Origin of the sequence: Paracraurococcus lichenis (assembly GCF_030657435.1) — a bacterium.
Classification (GTDB): Bacteria; Pseudomonadota; Alphaproteobacteria; order Acetobacterales; family Acetobacteraceae; genus Paracraurococcus; species Paracraurococcus lichenis.
On record NZ_JAUTWS010000061.1, the window covers coordinates 1 to 17,092 of the forward strand.

The following is a 17,092-nucleotide window of genomic DNA, read 5'->3' on the forward strand; positions in this document are numbered from 1 at the left end:
ATACGTCCAAGCAGGCCGTGCTGTCGTCCGCTAGTGGGCGCGCGAGCGTCGGGCAGGAGCGGTCGTCCGCAATGAGGAATTCGTGTCGCCCCATGCGGCCGAAGCTGAACGGTGTTTCGCACAGCGACACACCGTGACGCACGCACACAAGAGTGCCAGGCAGCTGGTGCGACCGACGCCACCAAGTGAAGCCCAGGTCGGCCATGTCCTCTGCCTTGCAGCGGGGACAGAACCTCAACGCAGCAACGCGGGGCACGCAACTGACTGCGAGGCCCAAACTCAGATGGCTCGACCCGCCGCCATTCACAGCAGCCGACATGGCCGCCTCTCGGATCGCCGGCGAAGCCGCCGAGGTATAGTAGGGAAGTAGCGTCCAGCGCTCTATGCAAGCGAGGACGGCGCTTGAGCCTGAACCCCCTGACGCCAGCCTCTCGCAGAGCGCCCCGAGGTGGCCAGGAAGGTCATGCGAGGCCACGACGTACCGACGCCCGAAAAGGGCTTCCAGCGCCGCGCTCCAGCACCTCCAGCCCGCCATCCGATGGTAACGGGCCACGGCGCTGTAGAGTAGCTCGTCCTTCTGGAAGGCAGGAAAGAATGGCAGCACGGTTAAGCGGCCGCCGTCTTGTCGCCGCGGCGGCTGCCGCGACCCTGGTTTCGGACGTCGTTCGGGTCTTGGACCGGCTGCCGTTCCATCTTGGGGCGGGGGATCTTCCTCGGCGTCGATCTCTCCACGTTGGCCTTGGCGACGAGTTCGAGGATCTTCTGCATGACCAGCAGGTGATCCGCCGAAGAAACCATCGTCTCGGCGTTGGTGATAATCGTATCGACTTCCTTCTCGCTAAAACCCTGAGCTGCGAGAGAGGCGCGTACCATGTGGAACGGGTCGTTCACGAGCGGAGCCTCCTGCGAAGCCTCCTCCATCATCTTTCGGCGACGATACTCGTCGGTCGTAAGTCCCGCTAACTTTGCCAAGGCCTGATCCACAGCTACGTGGAAACCGCTGATGTCGCGGAAGCCGTCAAGGGCAGCTACGTCGCCGTCGCGCATTGCGAGGATCATTGGTCGGACCATGTTGAAGCGCTCGGCAGCGACGAGTTCGATTGCCTCCCTGGTAATGATCTCAGGCTCGCCCGTCCACTCGCTACGCGTGATGACATGCATCTGGACGAGCATGTGGAGCTTGACCGCCAGATCGAGCACACCTTGGGTCTCGCGATACACCGCCGCGGCGAGTTCGTCGGTGAGCTTTGTCCTCTGACTGGTCCACTGGAACTGCCAAACCTGTTTGAACCAGCTCCGCCACTCCGGGCCGTCGGCGGCACGATCCCAGACCTGGGAGCCGTAGCCGTCGCCACGACGTGCGGCGTGGAAGCCGTGTTGTAGCACGTCAGTTGCGGACATGGTCCCGATGAGCAGCACCGGAATCCCGATGGTGTTGGTCATCGTGACATAGAATTTCATGAGGGCACCGACGTTTTTGCCCGTCGCCGTCATCAGGTTCTGGATCTCGTCGACGATGATCACTCCGATGGCGTGCAGATGAGCCAGATGCTGGACGTGGAGAAGCATGGTCTCGGCGGGAATCGCGTCCTTGCCAAACTGCTTGGAGTAGCGGGTCCATCCGAGGCGCTTGTCCACCGCCTTGAAGAAGTTGCGGCAGAACTGCTTCACCGACCCCTCTGCAGGGCAGAGCACGATGATCGCGGGAATCTGCGCGACGGAGTAGCCGACATCGGGCCGAAGCACCGGCCGAAGCAGCTTGGTGCCCAACTCAAAGGTTGTGGACTTTCCCATCCCGGGTACGCCGATATTGGCAGCGCTTCCTACGGTGCTGATCGCGACGTGCTCCGACTCAATTTCGATGTCTTCCCGCTCGATGCGCTCTACCGCGTCGAGAATGGCGCGCTGATGACCGCCCGCGAGTGGGTTGCGGCCGAGATAACCATCCCGAATCATCATGTGCAGGCCATCGACCGCCCGGATCTGACTTGTCAGAGGGAAGAAGGCACGTAGCAGCCGGAGGCAGCAATGGCGCCGGTAGGTCGCGTGCTGCTGACGCTCCTCTGGGGCATAACGTGGCACGACTGTGATCCTCTGCTGGATCTGCTCTAGGGTGAGCATCGGCCCCAAACCCACGATGAACGGGTTCTCGGCATATTCCGGCAGCAAGGGCACTTCAGTCATCCTCGTCCTCCAGCACTACAGCATTGCGCGCTGCGAAGTCGGGTACCGCCGCCTTGGACACTGGCAGCGGGAAGGGCAGGACGCGCGCCTTTTCACCCGCAGCGCCGGCACCACCATCGCCGCTCTCCTCCAGACGCTCGTGCGAACCGGCGGTCGACGCAATGAAGACTTGGGACTCCTGTTTGCGGTCGAGAGCCAGTTCCTCCTTCCGATTCAAATGAATGTTCTTCACCTGCCCGAGAACGCTGCCGCCGGACGCCGCCTTTGATCTTCGCGCGGCGCGGCCGTTGATCGCTTCGGTGCGACCCTGCGCATTGGCCCGGGCGACTGCCTCTGCCTGGGATGCCTTCTTGTTGACTGCCTTGTCTATCTGGAGCGCGCCGTACTCCTCCCAGGCGGTGGAGTCACCAAATACCGCTGAGACGCGGTCGACGCGTCGCGCGACCACGTAGCCTTTCTCGCTACCGCGAACATGTACCAAGATTGCATCGGTGCGTCGCTTGTCATAGGAAGCGCGACCGTAGGTCACCTTGCCCTTTCGGCGCGCGTCCGCGAACTTCCTGTGAAGGGCGGGGTGGTCATAGTGCCGGCCCTCCCAGACAACGCCGGATTGGGTGAAGGTGATGGCCGTTTGCGGCATCAAGCCGAAACGGAACGCCTCGGGGTCGGCCTGACGGGCAGTCCCGCTCAAGTGCGACACGCCCCAATTCCAAAGTTCGCGGGGGATCGACGGCACCTCGTCCTCTGACAATCGCGGGTGCCGGTCGTACTTCGTCATAACGTGGTCGTTGTTGTGATAGAGAACCAGCTCGATAATGATGGCAGTGAGGTCATCCAGGTCGAGCACGGCGTCGGCCCGGTAATCGCGAACGCCACGCTGCCTGAAGTCTGTTTCGATGTAGCCGTCGACGTAGGGTTTGAAGATCGCGGGTAGAGTCCGGAAACAGGACTCCACAATCCCCTTCCAGTCGCCTCGGTAGGCCGCTGCCGTCTCGACCTTGATCTTCATAAGGGTAATCATGTGCTCTGCGACGGCGCGTTCGATCTCGCCGCGATCGCCGAGCAGGACGGCTGGAATCATGCCGGTCGGCCAATCCTCGGGAGCGATGTCGATGCCGAAACCGCGGCAGAACTCGGCCTTGTCCTCGACACAATTCGCAAGAGCCATCATCGCGCCGATCCACGATGGAGGTTCGAGACCGATGTAGATGCCCACAATGAGCCGAGAGAAGGTGTCAATCACCACATATAGCGTGGGGCGGCCGATCAGCTGCTTCCGAGACCGTCGTGAGCGGATGTAGGTGTCCAGCACGGTCGCGTCGATCTGGAAGCGCCCGCCCGGCCCCCAGGTGATGGAGTTCGAGGTGCCAAGGATCGGCTTGTTCTTCTGGTCATAGACGCGCGGCGTCATCTTGCGCCGCCGGAGAGCCTCCAAGTCCACGACCTTAGGCGCCCAATAATGGAACTGGCCATAAGTGGGCACACCACTCTCGGCAAACCGGTCCTTGAACTTGTATTCGCCTCCCTCGAGCAGGTCACCCGTCAGGTCCATGAAATAGAGCCTGAGGCAGAAATCATAGGCCGCCCTGAGATCTATTTTTCTATTTCGAGCCCAGTACAGTCGCAGTGAATTGGAGAAATACTGCTTGATCTCCTCATCAACGTTCAAGCCGAGCTGATTGCCGATCTCAACGGGGCGACCACGCTTCTTACTGTCTGAGGTGACAACCCGTTCGTACTTCCCGTTTCTGTCCAACGGCGATCGGACGGAGTCCTTGGACATGCCGTTTTCAAAGGCACGTTGGAGGAGGTTCATCACGTGTCGTCGCGTGCACCGGTTTGCGGCGGCTGCCGCGGCAGCCAGATTGACCCGCTTTTTTTTGTCAAAAATGGCGGGGATGCAGTTCTCAAGCAGATGACCGACAATTCTCCAGTTCTCCTCCCTCAGGTCCTTCTGCCGATCGCTTAGGGTGGAAATGTGGGAGAAGACGATCGGTTTGCCCTCCTCGTGCCTCCAAGCCTTCGTGTCTACCATCGACCACACGAAGGCGTAGGGCATCCTTTCGGGCCAGTTGCGGCCATCGAGCCGAAGGATCGTAATGGTACGGCGATCCGGTGAGACATGGAGAACGCGAGCCCGTCCGGGGCTCACGCCGCCCCACTCCAACTCGTCCCACTCCATGATCACGGGCTCGCGGAGAGCCTCCTCGCTTAACGATTCGACCATCACGCAACCTTCGCGGCGGCGACCACCGCGTCCGGTAGCCGGATCTGCGACAACGGCCCCCACGCATCGAAGGGCCCTTCCGTGTCCATGATGACTCGCTTGCGGGCTGCCAGATGCCGCACCATCGACAACGCTGTTCCCGGCATCCAGCCGTAGGTGCCGTCCAGTCCCGACAGGAAAGCGCCGGCGGTGCTCGTCGATGCCACTGGCAAGTGTGCGAGCACCGTCTGACAGCCGGCGAGGAACGCGGGAACGCGCTCCCTCGCCATATGGTCGAGCCAGAACCATTCCATGAGCCACTGCAGCTTCAGCATGCGCGCGCGGCAAAGCTGGCTCGCGGTGAGGAGCGTCCACATGACGCCGCGACTCGCCCAGTATCGGCGCTCGATCTCGAGCTTGTCGAGCGCACGCGCGTCACCAAACACATCGTCCGACTTGCAGGCAATCGCCAGCAATCGTCGCTCTTGGCCGGAAGGCAGCGCGAACGACAACCATTTGTCGTGCCCTCTAACATCGAGGAGCAGGTCGGTCGTCATCACTACGTCGACCCCATGATCGCGAGGGTGGAACACACCCATCTCGCTGGCGATCCGGCGAGTCTCCGAGCGGGGTAGCGGGAATTGTTCGCGAATATCGACGACGGCCGGGCTCCATTCGGCCTGGTAAAACGCCGCCGCCTCGTTGTTGCTCAGCAGGTGATGAATGCGCCCGGTGGTCACGCCTGGTGGCCGCGACGACAAGCCAATCGACGACGTGTCGTGAATAGTCAGCCATGGCAAATAGGAAGCGCCCTGCCCAGTGCCGCGGCCTTCCTTGATCCACTTGGCGATCCGCTTCTCGGTCACCTGATAGCGCTTGATGATCATTCAAACACCTCAAGGCATCATCAGAAATCAAGATCGGCGCGGAAGCATGTCCCTAGCAAGCGGCTGACAAGCCCGCCCGAGTTTCCGGATCGACGCCCAATCTCGGCCCGGCAGAGCGGCGATTTGGCGCTCGACCGGGCGTGGTTTCGCGCGGCAAGACGCCGTGCAGGCGGTTCTCGGGCGCCACGCTGCCGCGCTGAGCAGCATAGGCAAGCGGACGAGGTTGTAAGCCGGCGTGGCGGGGGAGAAGTGCCATTCGATCTTCGGCGGGCCTTACACAGCCCGGCGGTCTCGCATTGCGATATTGGCTGGCCTCAAGCCGCCCAGACGCATGTAGGGCCGAAGTAGCCAGTCCACTCATTTGTGCCGGGAAGTGGTTCGAGCGCGTTCCGCCACACTGAGGTTCCGGGACGCGGCCTCGAGCTCATCTGCCAACCGAGCCTTGGCAAGTGCGAGAATACGCCGCGCTTCCGTCCGAGCCGCTTTTTGAAGCAGCTTCAGAACACATGGCTTAAGCGAACCACTGGAGGACATCTTCGAGCGATGCATGGACTATAATCTGACGTCCTCCAGGAAGGGACAGCCATGTCATTCCCTGTTGGTCACCCGCGTCGCTGATTGCAAGCACAGTTCCGGGCCGAACGGCGTGGCACAGGCCGTCGCTATCGCGGAACACAATGAACGGTCCAAACCGTTCTCCCGACACCAAGTCGGCCATATCGAAAGCTCCGAAACGACCACCAAAACATAGCTCGGCCCGGCCTGAGATGCACGCACTAATACACTGAAGAACGAAGTACGAAGAGGCGCAACATGATCAACGAGTTGACAACACATATAGCGCCAATCGGCGCTATATTGTTCTTTCCCTATTTTCTATTTCGGGAAAGATCGCGCCTATGTGAACCTCAACCTTGTGTAGCATAGTGACTAGCAAGCTATGTTACTGGTTGGGAACGCCTGCGTCGCGCCCGGTCGTAGCCAGCTCTCCGTGGCCGACCAGGCTGCCACTGGCGTCTCGCCCGGCTATGTCCGCCTTTCCGTCGGCATCGAGCATATCGACGACATCCTTGGCGATCTTGGCCAGGCGCTGGACGCCGCAGGTGGCAGCCTGCGCGCCGCGGCGGAGTACCGCCTCGCGATGACGTATTCCCGGGCCGGGTGCCCGGACTGCAGCGCCGCCCGTCGCCGGCGGAGGCGCCTGCCGAGGCAGGCGTGATCATGCGACAGCGTGACTGGCGTTTCCTCCCTCACCTCGGCCGGGGCCTTGCGCTCCGGCCTTTTTTTCGACGCCATGCCCTCGCGCAGCGCCCTCTTATTCCACGCTCAAATTATGTTTGAAATTATGAATGCTTCGTTTTCATGGTACGAATGCGCGCTGCCTCAAGGAGCCAGGATGCCGCGGCCCACCATCGCCATCGTCGGCGCCGGATTCAGCGGCACCCTGCTTGCGCTGCACCTGCTGCGCCGCTGTCCCGAAGCGATCCGGGTCACCCTGATCGAGCGCAACTCGGCCTTCGGGCGCGGCCAGGCCTATGCCACCGGCAACCCGAGCCACCTGCTAAACGTGCCGGCGGCGCGGATGAGCGCCTTCCACGACCAGCCCAACGATTTCGTCGACTGGCTGCGGCGGCAGCCGGATGCCGAGGCGCTGCTGGCGCAGGGCTTCGTGCCGCGCCGCCTGTTCGGCGCCTATGTCCGCGCCCTGCTCAGCGAGGAGGTGAAGCGGCCGGAGAATGACGGCCGGCTCGAACTGCTGCGCGGTGACGTGGCCGGGCTGTCGAAGACCGAAGCGGGCCTGACCCTGGCGATGGACGGCGACCGCTGGCTGCCGGCCGACCTGGCCGTGCTGGCGATCGGCAATTTCCCGCCGGAGCCGCCGCCATGTGCCGATGCCGACTTCCTCGACGGCCCGCTCTATCTGCCCGACCCCTGGGCGGCGGACAGCTTCGCCGCGCTGCCGCCGGAGGCGCCGGTGCTGCTGATCGGCACCGGGCTGACCATGGTCGATGCGACGATCTCGCTGCTCGACCAGGGGCATCGCGGACCGATCCACGCCTTGTCGCGGCGCGGGCTGCTGCCCCGCCGGCATGCCGCAACCGCGCCGCGCCCAGCCCCGGTAGCGGCGCTGCCCGCCACCCTGGTGGAGCTGGTCCGGTCGCTGCGCGGCGAGGCGCGCCGGGCCGCGGCTGGCGGCGGCGACTGGCGTCCCGTGGTCGACCGGCTGCGGCCCTTCACCCAGGATGTCTGGCAGGCCTTGTCGCCGGCGGACCAGTCCCGCTTCCTGCGCCACCTGCGGCCCTGGTGGGACGTGCACCGCCACCGGATGGCCGGCCCGGTGGCGGACCGGATCGAGGCGGCGCGCGCCAGCGGCCAGCTTCGCCTGCATGTCGGCCGTATCCAGACGCTGCGGCAGGAAGGCGGTATCGCTGAGCTGACCTATCGCCGCCGCGGCGACGGGGAGACGGTGGAACTGCGGGTCGCCCGGGTGGTGAATTGCGCCGGGCCGGGCTGTGACTACGACCGGATCGACCACCCTCTGGTGCGCAGCCTCCTGCAGGCCGGGCTGGTGCGGCCAGATCCACTACGGCTTGGCCTCGACGTGACCGGCACCTGTGCGCTGCGCGACCGCAGCGGCGCCATATCGCGCCGCCTCTTCGCCGTGGGGCCGGTCACCAAGGGCAGCTTTTGGGAGATGACGGCGGTGCCCGACATTCGCCGGCAATGCGAGGTCGTGGCCGAGCACCTGGCCGGAATCGTCCGCGCCACGCTCGCCTGATGGCGGTGTGGCTTTTGTGCACTTAATGACTGTGATTATTTTTATGATCCGATCATAAAGCGTCTTATGGGTGGCATAGTTGAGCGATCGGTCCCACCCTAGTCGTCACGCGGCCGCCGCCGGGGTGGGTCGCCACCAAAGCAATTTGCCATGTCCCCGTTGCACGCCACCGCATCCGCCCTTGTCGCCGAGTTGGCCGAATTGACGCCCGCGACCGCCATCGCCCTGCTGGCGGACCGCTTCCGCGGCCGTATCGCACTTGTCTCCTCCTTCGGGGCGGAGGCGGCGGTGCTGCTGCATCTGGTCGCGCGCGCCGATCCGTCCCTGCCGGTGCTCTTTCTCGACACCGGCAAGCTCTTCCCGGAGACCCTGGCCTATCGGGATCGGCTCGTCCGCCGCTTCGGCCTGCGCGACGTACGCAGCTTGCGGCCCGACCCGGCGGCTATCGCTGCGCGCGACCCGATCGGCGGCCTCTTCGCCGCCGATCCGGATGCCTGCTGCGCGCTGCGGAAAGTGGCTCCGCTGGGCGCGGCGCTCGCCGCCTTCGACGTCTGGTTGAACGGCCGCAAGCGGGCCCATGGCGCGGGGCGGGAGGCCTTGCCGCTGGTCGAGGCGGTGGACGGTCGGCTCAAGGTGAACCCCTTGCTCGACTGGGACGCGGCCACGCTGGCCGCCTATGCCCGGACCTACGACCTGCCGCCGCACCCGCTGACCGAGCAGGGCTATGCCTCGATCGGCTGCATCCCCTGCACAAGTCCGGTTACCGCCGGCGAGGCTTCGCGTGCCGGTCGATGGCGCGGCTCCGGCAAGAGCGAATGCGGCATCCACGACCGACCTCTCACATCCCCGCACGCCCGGACCGATTGACCATGGACGACCTCGACAGCCTTGAAGCCGAAAGCATCTATATCCTGCGCGAAGCCTTCAGCCGGCTGAAGCCGCTGGCCCTGCTCTGGTCGCTCGGCAAGGACAGCAACGTGATGATCTGGCTGGCCCGTAAGGCCTTTCTCGGCCGGATACCCTTCCCGGTCGTGCATCTCGATACCGGGCTGGAATTCCCCGAGGTTTATGCCTTCCGCGACCGGTACGCGCGGGAATGGGGGCTCGACCTGATCGCCGATGCCTGCCCGCCGCTGGAGGAGGTGGACCCGACCCTGCCGCCGGCCTCCCGCATCGCCGCGCGCAAGACGCATGGGCTGCGCCAGGCGATCGCCCGCTACGGATACCAGGGGCTGATCGCCGGCATCCGCCGCGACGAACAGGCGACCCGCGCCAAGGAACGCGTCTTCAGCCCGCGCGGCGCCGACAATGCCTGGGACTTCCGCGACCAGCCGGCGGAGTTCTGGGACCTGTTCCATCTGGATTTCCCGCCCGGCACCCATGTCCGCGTCCATCCGCTGCTGCATTGGACCGAGTTGGACGTCTGGCGCTACATCGCGCGGGAGGAGATCCCGGTCTCCGAGCTGTATTTCGCCAAGGCGGGCAAGCGCTTCCGCTCGCTCGGCGAGGTCGGGATCACCTTCCCGGTGGACAGCGAGGCCGCCGATATCGGCGCGGTCATCGCCGAGCTGCGCGGGACCACCTCCACCGAGCGGGCCGGCCGCGCCATGGACCACGAGGGCGAGGATGCTTTCGAACGCCTCAGGGTTGGGGGCTATCTCTGATGCCGGGCGATCGGGCCTTTCCCATTGTCGTGGTCGGCCATGTCGACCATGGCAAGTCGACCCTGATCGGCCGGCTGCTGCACGATACCGGCAGCCTCCCGGAAGGGCGCATGGCGCAGCTCCGCTCGCTGTCGGCGAAGCGCGGCCTCGACCTCGAATTCTCCTTCCTGCTGGACAGCCTGCAGGTGGAGCGCGACCAGGGCATCACCGTGGACGCGGCGCAGATCTGGTTTCACAGCGCGGCACGGCGCTACGTGATCATCGATGCGCCGGGCCATGTCGAGTTCCTGCGCAACATGGTCACCGGCGCCGCGGCGGCGCATGCCGCGGTGCTGGTCATCGATGCGCTGGCCGGGGTTTCCGAGCAGACGCGGCGGCATGGCTACCTGCTCGGCATCCTGGGCGTGAAGCAGGTGGTGGTCGCGGTCAACAAGATTGACCTGATCGAGCACGACCCGGAGCGCTTCGTCGTGGTCGCCGATGCGGCGCGCGACTACCTGCAGGGCCTCGGCATCGCCGCCACGGCCATCATCCCGCTTTCGGCTAGGCATGGCCTGAACGTGGTCGCACGGGGCGAAAGGACGCCCTGGTATGGCGGCCCGACCCTGATCGAGGCGCTGGATGCGCTGCCGCCGAGGCCGGCGCCGGAGGACGGGCCGCTGCGCCTGCCGGTGCAGGACGTCTACCGGCTGGAGGACCGCCGCATCGTCGTCGGCCGGATCGAAAGCGGCCGGGTCGCGGTGGGCGATGCGGTGCGCTTCATCCCCGGCAGCCAATCAGCCCGGGTCGCCGCCATCGAGGGGTGGAATGGCCGCGCCCCGACCGAGGGCGCCAGCACCGGGCAGAGCGTCGCGCTATCCTTCGACACCGAGGTCTTCGTCGAGCGTGGTGCGATGGTGGCCGGGGCGGACCAGGCGCCGTCCGAAAGCCATGTCATTACCGTGCGGCTCTTCTGGCTGGACCGGCAGCCGCTGGTCGCCGGCGACCGGATCTCGCTGCGCTACGGCACCGCCGAGCAGCGCGTGACCGTCGAGGCGATCGAGGCGGTGATCGATGTCGACACGCTGACCTCCGCGCCCGCGCTCGCCCTGCCGCAGAACGCGATGGGCCGGGCACGGCTGCAATCGGCCCAACCGCTGGCGATCGACAGCTTCGCCGAGAGCCCGCGTACCGGGCGCGGCGTGCTGGTGCGTGACCATCGCCTGGCAGGCGGCTTCGTGGTTGAGGATTTGCCCCAGGCGGCGCGCAACCTGACCGCGGTGGATGCCCCGGTGACGCCGGAGGAAAGGGCGCGGCGGAACGGCCACCGCGGCGGCGTGCTCTGGCTGACCGGCCTGTCCGGCGCCGGCAAGAGCACCGTGGCGATGCGGACGTTGCGGGTTCTGACTGACCGCGGCCGGCAGGCCTATGTACTGGATGGCGACAACATCCGCGCCGGGCTGAATGGCGATCTCGGCTTCTCCGCCGCCGACCGCGGCGAGAATGTCCGCCGCACGGCGGAGGTGGCGAAGCTGCTGGCCGATGCCGGCTTCATCGTCATCGTCGCGCTGATCTCGCCGCTGGCGGCGCAGCGGGCGGAGGCGCGGCGGATCATCGGCGGGACCTTCCAGGAGGTGCACGTCGCAGCCGACCTCGCCGCCTGCGAGGCGCGGGACCCGAAGGGGCTCTATCGTCGCGCGCGGGAGGACCGGCTGCGCGACTTCACCGGCATCTCGGCGCCCTACGAGGCCCCGCAGGCGCCGGAACTGCGGCTTGACACGGTGGCGCTCGGCGTCGCCGAGGCGACGGAACGGCTGGTCGCCCATGCGGAGGCGACCTTCCTGCCGGCAACACGCGCGCCGGCGCCGGTGCGGCTTGCCGGTTAGCCGGGCCTTGGTCGATGACCTGACCCAGGGTGAGCCGGCCTTCACCGTGGGCAACGGCATGTTCCCGCCGGCCAGGACGCCCGGTCCGATCGTCGGGCGGTTGCGGGCGGCGCTCGCCCGGGTGGTGCGCGGCGAGGCGTTCCGCGGTAATGCCGACGGCAACGGCAGTCGCGTTGTTGTCCCAGGCCGCCGATGAGGCCATGCAACGGCCGGCATGGGACTTGGCCACCCGGCGGGCCTGTGCACGGGAGGCTGATGCCGGCGCGGGGTGATCGACCCTGGCAGGCTGGATGCCGGTGCAGCCCTCCCGCCTGGAGCCGCTTCCGTCCGGTTTCAGGCGCTGTCTTCGTCGACGACGCGGAGCATCGGTGGCTGCCGCAGGACCGGCAGGGTGGGCGGCAGGGCGCGGGCCCGGGCCAGAACCAGTCCCGCAATGCGGCGCGCCTCATCCTCGTCGCGGAAGACCTGACCGTGGAGATCGCCCACCACAGGGTCGGCCGCGACGAAGTGCCACCCGGCATGATGCGCCATCACGACGCCGAGCAGCCGCCCTTCCACCATGACTGGACGGGATTCAATCATCGCCTGCTTACGAAGACTCGCCGCGTCCCGCCAAAAAGACGCCGGGATCTCTCGACCCCGGCGAGTTCATGGGAGGAAACGCCAGTCACAAGGTCGCCTGAGCATCCGCGACCGGCGCGGATGCCTCCGCCGGCGACGGGCGGAGCTGGTTGCGCCGGAGCATCTCCGGCACGAATTCTTCAGATACCGCACGGCAACGGGCGGTGCCGGACCAATAGGCGCGATCGCGGTCAACGAGGCAGGCTGCCTGCGCATGACCGCTCAGGACCGGATTGGCGGGTCGGGTTCGGCCCGGCCCGGCATCCGCTCCAGCAAGGCAAGCAGTGCCTGGCTGGCGGGGCCGCCGCCTGTCGCCAGCACGGCATCGGCCAAGTGCCTCACGGCATCAGCATTGTCGAAGACCGCGCCATCGAGTTCCTCAAGCCGGGGATCGGTCGCGGTGAAGCGTAGCCGGTCACCAGCTGGTAGGACGAAGCCAAGCGCGGCGCGACTGTTCGAGATGAGGGATCGGACGAACATGGGGCCTCCCCCGGCGCCAGGCCGGTCGGGACACGGATGTGACAGGCGATGACGGCGGCCAGGACGGATTCCCGGCCGCGATGGCCCTCAGCGGCGACAGCGCGCCCGGCACCCGCCCAAGGGGCGAAGGGTGCGGCGGAAAGCGGTGGCGGCGAGGCGCCTTGGCATCGCATGGACCTCCGGGCAGCGGCGGTCAGAGGCAGGGCTGCCGCTTGCTGATATTTATCCTCTTTAAAATCGCAATTCAACATAAAACACTAAAGTTGATAGCTTTAATGGGCCGCCTTGGCAGAGGTCGGCCCTAGCCGGGCTGCGCTTCGATCTTCGCCTCGCGGATCAGCTGTCCCCAACGCCTGGTTTCCCGAAGCAGGGTTTCCCGCAGCATCGCCGGAGGACCATAGGCCGCCTCGACGCCCCATTCGGTGAAGCGGGCGCGCAGGTCGGGGTCGGCCAGGGCCTCCTCCAGCGCGGCCGAAAGCCGGGCGATGATCGGCGGCGGCGTACCGGCCGGCACGTACCAGCCGCTCCAGGACTGCACCTCGAAGCCTGGATAGCCGCTCTCGATCACCGTCGGCGTGTCCGGTAGCGCCGCGATCCGTTGTGCCGCGGTCACCGCGATCGGGCGGGTTTGCCCGGCGCGCATGGCCTGGATCGCCTCCAGCGCAGTGCTCCAGGCGAAATCGGCGCGGCCGGCCTGGATGTCGAGGATGGCCGGCACGCCGCCACGATAGTGCAGCACCTCGCCTTCGAGCAGGCCGGCCTGCCGGCGGAACAGCTCCCAGGTCAGATGGACGCCGATGCCGAGCCCGCTGGTGGCAGCGTTCAGATTCGGCCCGCGCGTGCGCGCCCAGGCCACGAATTCCGCCAAGGAGTTCACCGGCAGCCCGCGGTTGATGTGCAGCACATAGGCGGTGCGCGAGGTATGCGCGACCGGGTCCAGCGCCGTCGCCGGGTCCTGCGGCGCGAGACCGGGTTGCAGGTTCGGGATGATCGCCAAGCCGATACCGCCCGACAGCACCGTATAGCCATCGGGCCTGGCCGCCGCGACCTGGGCATTGCCGATCGCGGAGCCAGCGCCGGGGCGGTTCTCGATCGTCACCGGCTGGCCGAGGACGCGGGCCACGCGTTCCGCCGTGGTCCGCCCCAGCGTGTCGACAATGCCGCCCGGGGGAAAGGGAATCACCAGGTTGATCGACCGGGTCGGCCAGGCCTGCTGCGTCGCCGCCGGCGCTGATCCGGGCAGCGCCGCGAGGGCGAGGAGATCACGCCGCCTCATTCGCAGCGGTCCACCTGGTGGGTTGCGAGCGGGTGCATCGGGTGCCTTTCGTCAGAGCCGGGCAAGGCCGCCCGCGAGCAACAGGATTGCGAAGCCGGCCCAGCCCAGCAGGATGCGGCCGCATTGCCCGGCCACGGCCATCATCCGCCAGGCAGCCGGCCAGCCAGGTCGGGGAGGCCGCTGGTTTCCCTCCTCGGGGCGGCCGGCGGGGGTGGCCGGCGGACGGCCCGACCATTCATGGAATGGGGCCGGAGCCTGAAAGGACACAGCCTGGCGCGACGCGACCGGATGCATGTCCATCAGCGATTCTCCTGGCGGTGTCGGGACCGGTGATGCGCCGCGCCGGTCATGGCAGCGCCGGCTCCGCCACCCGGATGACGGCCGCGGCATCGACCGGGGCGTGATGGCAGGCGACCTGGTGACCGGGCGATACCATGCGCAGCACCGGCGACTCCGCCCGGCAGCGCGCGTCGGCCAGCGGGCAGCGCGGGTGAAAGCGGCAGCCCTGCGGCGGGTCGATCGTGCTCGGCAGGTCGCCGATGATGGGCGCGCCGCGCCGCCGCCCGCCGCCGGGCACGGACGCCATCAGCGCCCTGGTATAGGGATGCTGCGGCCGCGCCCAGAGTCTGTCCTGCGGCGCGCTCTCGACGATGCGGCCGAGATACATGACCAGCACCCGATCGGCGATCCAGCGCACCACGCCCAGGTCGTGCGAGACGAACAGATAGGAAAGGCCGAACTCGCGTCGCAAGTCGACCAGCAGGTTGAGAATCTGCGCCTGCACCGAAACGTCGAGCGCCGAGACCGGCTCGTCGCAGACCACCAGCTTCGGCGCCAGCACCAAGGCGCGGGCCAAGCCGATGCGCTGCTTCTGGCCGCCGGAGAATTCGTGGGGAAAACGGTCCAGGCTGTCTACCGCCAGGCCGACCCGCTCGGCGATCGCCTCCACCCGGCGACGGCGTTCGACGCGGTCGCCGATGCCATGTGCGATCAGCGGCGTCTCCAGCAGCGCCCGGGCCGTCTGCCGCGGGTTGAGCGCGGCGGCGGGGTCTTGGAACACCATCTGCATCTGTCGCCGCAAAGGCCGCAGCGCACCAGCTGAAAGGCGGGTGATGTCCTGGCCGGCGAATTCGATCCGCCCGGCGGCGACCGGGGCGAGCCGCAGCAGCCCACGCGCCAGCGTCGACTTGCCGCAGCCGGATTCGCCGACAAGGCCGAGCGTTTCCCCCGGCGCGATCGAGAGGCTGATGCCATCGACCGCCCGCAGCGTGCCGCCCGGCGTTGCATGGTGGATGTGCAGGTCCTCAGCCGAAAGCAGCGGCATTGCGGCCCTCCATCACCGGGCAGGCGAGCAGGTGCGCGGCATCGGCCAGGGCCACCGGCTCCGGCCTTTGCTGCCAGCAGCGCTCCTGCCGCGCCGGGCAGCGCGGTGCGAAAGCGCAGCCAGCGACCCCGGCCGCCGAGGCAATGCTGCCGGGGATCTCCGCCAGCCGTCCGGTGGAGAAATGCGCGCCGTGGTCGAGCCGCGGCGCCGCACCGACCAGGCCGATGGTGTAGGGATGCCGCGGGTGGCGCAGCAGGGACGCGGCCGGCGCGGCCTCGCAGGCGCGGCCGGCATACATGACGATGACGCGGTCCGCCCATTCCGCCACCACGCCGAGGTCATGCGTGATCAGCAGCAGGCCCATGGCGAATTCCCGCCGCAGGCTGTCCAGTAATTCCAGGATCTGCGCCTGGATCGTCACGTCGAGCGCGGTCGTCGGCTCATCGGCAATCAGCAGCAGCGGCTGACAGGCGACGGCGATGGCGATCATCACCCGCTGCCGCATGCCACCCGAGAGGTTGTGCGGATACTCCGTCGCACGCCGCCCGGGATCGGGGATGCGGACCAGGTCCAGCAATTCGACCGCCCGGCGCCAGGCAGCGCGGCGCGTGAGGTTCTGGTGCACCCGCAGGGTCTCGGCGATCTGCGCGCCGATGGTCAGCACCGGGTTGAGCGAGGTCATCGGTTCTTGGAAGATGATACCGATGCGGCGGCCGCGGATCTGCCGCAGCGCCGGATCGCCGGCGGCGGGCAGCGCCTCCCCCAGCACCTGCAGGCGCTCGGCGGTGACCGTCGCGGTCGACGGCAGCAGTCGCAGCAGCGCCAAGGCGACGGACGACTTGCCGCAGCCGCTCTCGCCCACCAGCGCCAGCGTCTCGCCGCGGCCGAGCGTCAGGTCGAGCCCGCGCACCGCCTCGCTCGCGCCGAAGCGGATGCGCAGGTCGCAGATATCGAGCAACGAGTGGGTCATGCGGTTCGTGCCCGCGGGTCGAGTGCATCGGTCAGCGCTTCGCCGAGCAGGTTCAGCGCCAGCACGGCGATGACCAGCGCGACGCCGGGGATGCCGACCAGGTACCAGGCGGTGCGCAACTGGTCGCGCCCGGCGCCGATCATGCTGCCCCAGCTGACCAGGTTCGGATCGCCGAGCCCGAGAAAGGCCAAGGCCGCCTCGTTCAGGATGGCCGTCGCCACCATCACGGAGGCGGTGACGACGACCGGGGGCAGCGCATTCGGCAGCATCTCCGCCAGGATGATGCGGGCATGGCCATAGCCGAGGCCCTCCGCCGCGACGATGAAGTCCCGCTGCCGGAGCGAGCGGAACTCGGCCCGGACCATCCGGGCGATGGTCGGCCAGGAGACGCCGCCGATGGCGAGCGTGATGGTGAGGACGTTGGGTCCGGCGATGGCCACCAGCACCACCACCAGCAGGAAGGCGGGGAAGGTCTGCACCACCTCGGTCGCCCGCGCCAGCAGGTCGTCCGCCCGGCCGCCGAGATACCCCGCCAGGGCACCGACCAGGGTGCCGGCGAGGATGCCGATGGCGGTGGAGGCGAAACCGATGAGCACCGAGACCCGCGCGCCATGCGCGATGCCGGCGGCGATGTCACGCCCCAGCAGGTCGGTGCCAAGCGGATGTTCCGGATCGGCACCCGGCCAGAGGAAGGGCTGCGCCACCATGTCGAGCGGATCGCCCGGGAAGAGCAGCGGTGCCAGCGCGGCCAGGCCGGCGATCAGCCCGAGCCCGACCAACCCGGCCACCGCCATCGGATCGCGCAGGAGTTGCCGAAATGCGCTGCGGTGAGCCAT

Annotated in this window: 17 protein-coding genes; 6 read left to right on the forward strand and 11 right to left on the reverse strand. The window is 67.2% G+C overall.

Annotated elements, in window-relative coordinates:
• The 4 genes from Q7A36_RS31300 to Q7A36_RS31315 all read right to left on the reverse strand — a co-directional run.
• Nucleotides 1–604 (reverse strand): TniQ family protein (locus Q7A36_RS31300; protein WP_370655735.1); only part of this gene is annotated, 604 nt, incomplete at its 3' end.
• Nucleotides 605–606: 2 nt separating this feature from the next.
• Entirely contained in the window at nucleotides 607–2,184 is a 1,578-nt protein-coding gene (locus tag Q7A36_RS31305; RefSeq protein WP_305107722.1) for an ATP-binding protein, read from the reverse strand.
• Nucleotides 2,177–4,414 carry a hypothetical protein gene (locus Q7A36_RS31310; protein ID WP_305107723.1) on the reverse strand — a complete coding sequence of 746 codons (2,238 nt, stop codon included), beginning with the start codon at nucleotides 4,412–4,414 and terminating at the stop codon, nucleotides 2,177–2,179. Before Q7A36_RS31310 ends, Q7A36_RS31305 begins: the two co-directional genes overlap by 8 nt.
• Nucleotides 4,411–5,277, reverse strand: a complete 867-nt coding sequence (locus Q7A36_RS31315) for a TnsA endonuclease N-terminal domain-containing protein (RefSeq protein ID WP_305107724.1) — start codon at nucleotides 5,275–5,277, stop codon at nucleotides 4,411–4,413. The genes Q7A36_RS31310 and Q7A36_RS31315 overlap by 4 nt, the downstream gene beginning before the upstream one ends.
• Before the next feature lie 991 nt (nucleotides 5,278–6,268).
• Between Q7A36_RS31315 and Q7A36_RS42110 the strand changes: the two genes are divergently transcribed.
• The 6 genes from Q7A36_RS42110 to Q7A36_RS31345 all read left to right on the forward strand — a co-directional run bounded on the left by Q7A36_RS42110 (nucleotide 6,269) and on the right by Q7A36_RS31345 (nucleotide 11,781).
• Complete coding sequence (locus Q7A36_RS42110) at nucleotides 6,269–6,496, forward strand: PLP-dependent transferase (RefSeq protein WP_456306830.1); 228 nt, start codon at nucleotides 6,269–6,271, stop codon at nucleotides 6,494–6,496.
• 177 nt (nucleotides 6,497–6,673) lie between these two features.
• Complete coding sequence (locus Q7A36_RS31325; protein ID WP_305107725.1) at nucleotides 6,674–8,056, forward strand: FAD/NAD(P)-binding protein; 1,383 nt, start codon at nucleotides 6,674–6,676, stop codon at nucleotides 8,054–8,056.
• A gap of 150 nt (nucleotides 8,057–8,206) precedes the next feature.
• On the forward strand, nucleotides 8,207–8,923 hold the full coding sequence (locus Q7A36_RS31330) for a phosphoadenylyl-sulfate reductase (protein WP_305107726.1): 717 nt from the start codon (nucleotides 8,207–8,209) through the stop codon (nucleotides 8,921–8,923).
• Between the two features lie 2 nt (nucleotides 8,924–8,925).
• Entirely contained in the window at nucleotides 8,926–9,720 is a 795-nt protein-coding gene (cysD, locus tag Q7A36_RS31335) for a sulfate adenylyltransferase subunit CysD (RefSeq protein WP_305107727.1), read from the forward strand.
• The gene (gene cysC, locus Q7A36_RS31340) at nucleotides 9,720–11,585 is read left to right on the forward strand and encodes an adenylyl-sulfate kinase (RefSeq protein WP_305107728.1); all 1,866 of its coding nucleotides are present in this window, start codon (nucleotides 9,720–9,722) and stop codon (nucleotides 11,583–11,585) included. The genes cysD and cysC overlap by 1 nt, the downstream gene beginning before the upstream one ends.
• Nucleotides 11,586–11,592: 7 nt before the next feature.
• Nucleotides 11,593–11,781: a hypothetical protein gene (locus Q7A36_RS31345; RefSeq protein WP_305107729.1), complete on the forward strand. Its 189-nt coding sequence runs from the start codon at nucleotides 11,593–11,595 to the stop codon at nucleotides 11,779–11,781.
• 137 nt (nucleotides 11,782–11,918) lie between these two features.
• On the opposite strand, the gene Q7A36_RS31350 is transcribed toward Q7A36_RS31345, so the two are convergent.
• The 7 genes from Q7A36_RS31350 to Q7A36_RS31380 form a co-directional block, all read right to left on the reverse strand.
• Entirely contained in the window at nucleotides 11,919–12,167 is a 249-nt protein-coding gene (locus tag Q7A36_RS31350) for a hypothetical protein (protein ID WP_305107730.1), read from the reverse strand.
• A gap of 261 nt (nucleotides 12,168–12,428) precedes the next feature.
• The gene (locus Q7A36_RS31355; RefSeq protein WP_305107731.1) at nucleotides 12,429–12,686 is read right to left on the reverse strand and encodes a hypothetical protein; all 258 of its coding nucleotides are present in this window, start codon (nucleotides 12,684–12,686) and stop codon (nucleotides 12,429–12,431) included.
• 301 nt (nucleotides 12,687–12,987) lie between these two features.
• Complete coding sequence (locus Q7A36_RS31360) at nucleotides 12,988–13,962, reverse strand: Bug family tripartite tricarboxylate transporter substrate binding protein (RefSeq protein ID WP_305107732.1); 975 nt, start codon at nucleotides 13,960–13,962, stop codon at nucleotides 12,988–12,990.
• 51 nt (nucleotides 13,963–14,013) lie between these two features.
• Nucleotides 14,014–14,262 (reverse strand): hypothetical protein, encoded by a 249-nt coding sequence (locus Q7A36_RS31365; protein WP_305107733.1) that lies wholly within the window; start codon nucleotides 14,260–14,262, stop codon nucleotides 14,014–14,016.
• Between the two features lie 46 nt (nucleotides 14,263–14,308).
• Nucleotides 14,309–15,286, reverse strand: coding sequence for an ABC transporter ATP-binding protein (locus Q7A36_RS31370; protein ID WP_305107734.1), 978 nt, complete (start codon nucleotides 15,284–15,286; stop codon nucleotides 14,309–14,311).
• Nucleotides 15,267–16,256, reverse strand: a complete 990-nt coding sequence (locus Q7A36_RS31375; RefSeq protein WP_305107735.1) for an ABC transporter ATP-binding protein — start codon at nucleotides 16,254–16,256, stop codon at nucleotides 15,267–15,269. The genes Q7A36_RS31370 and Q7A36_RS31375 overlap by 20 nt, the downstream gene beginning before the upstream one ends.
• Nucleotides 16,253–17,092: an ABC transporter permease gene (locus Q7A36_RS31380; RefSeq protein ID WP_305107736.1), complete on the reverse strand. Its 840-nt coding sequence runs from the start codon at nucleotides 17,090–17,092 to the stop codon at nucleotides 16,253–16,255. Before Q7A36_RS31380 ends, Q7A36_RS31375 begins: the two co-directional genes overlap by 4 nt.

Coding starts and splice junctions, on each gene's coding strand:
- Q7A36_RS31305 (WP_305107722.1), bottom strand. CDS start 2,184: ATGACTGAAGTGCCCTTGCTGCCGGAATATGCCGAGAACCCGTTCATC.
- Q7A36_RS31315 (WP_305107724.1), bottom strand. CDS start 5,277: ATGATCATCAAGCGCTATCAGGTGACCGAGAAGCGGATCGCCAAGTGG.
- Q7A36_RS31325 (WP_305107725.1), top strand. CDS start 6,674: ATGCCGCGGCCCACCATCGCCATCGTCGGCGCCGGATTCAGCGGCACC.
- Q7A36_RS31330 (WP_305107726.1), top strand. CDS start 8,207: ATGTCCCCGTTGCACGCCACCGCATCCGCCCTTGTCGCCGAGTTGGCC.
- cysD (WP_305107727.1), top strand. CDS start 8,926: ATGGACGACCTCGACAGCCTTGAAGCCGAAAGCATCTATATCCTGCGC.
- cysC (WP_305107728.1), top strand. CDS start 9,720: ATGCCGGGCGATCGGGCCTTTCCCATTGTCGTGGTCGGCCATGTCGAC.
- Q7A36_RS31350 (WP_305107730.1), bottom strand. CDS start 12,167: ATGATTGAATCCCGTCCAGTCATGGTGGAAGGGCGGCTGCTCGGCGTC.
- Q7A36_RS31355 (WP_305107731.1), bottom strand. CDS start 12,686: ATGTTCGTCCGATCCCTCATCTCGAACAGTCGCGCCGCGCTTGGCTTC.
- Q7A36_RS31360 (WP_305107732.1), bottom strand. CDS start 13,962: ATGAGGCGGCGTGATCTCCTCGCCCTCGCGGCGCTGCCCGGATCAGCG.
- Q7A36_RS31365 (WP_305107733.1), bottom strand. CDS start 14,262: ATGGACATGCATCCGGTCGCGTCGCGCCAGGCTGTGTCCTTTCAGGCT.
- Q7A36_RS31370 (WP_305107734.1), bottom strand. CDS start 15,286: ATGCCGCTGCTTTCGGCTGAGGACCTGCACATCCACCATGCAACGCCG.
- Q7A36_RS31375 (WP_305107735.1), bottom strand. CDS start 16,256: ATGACCCACTCGTTGCTCGATATCTGCGACCTGCGCATCCGCTTCGGC.
- Q7A36_RS31380 (WP_305107736.1), bottom strand. CDS start 17,092: ATGGCTCACCGCAGCGCATTTCGGCAACTCCTGCGCGATCCGATGGCG.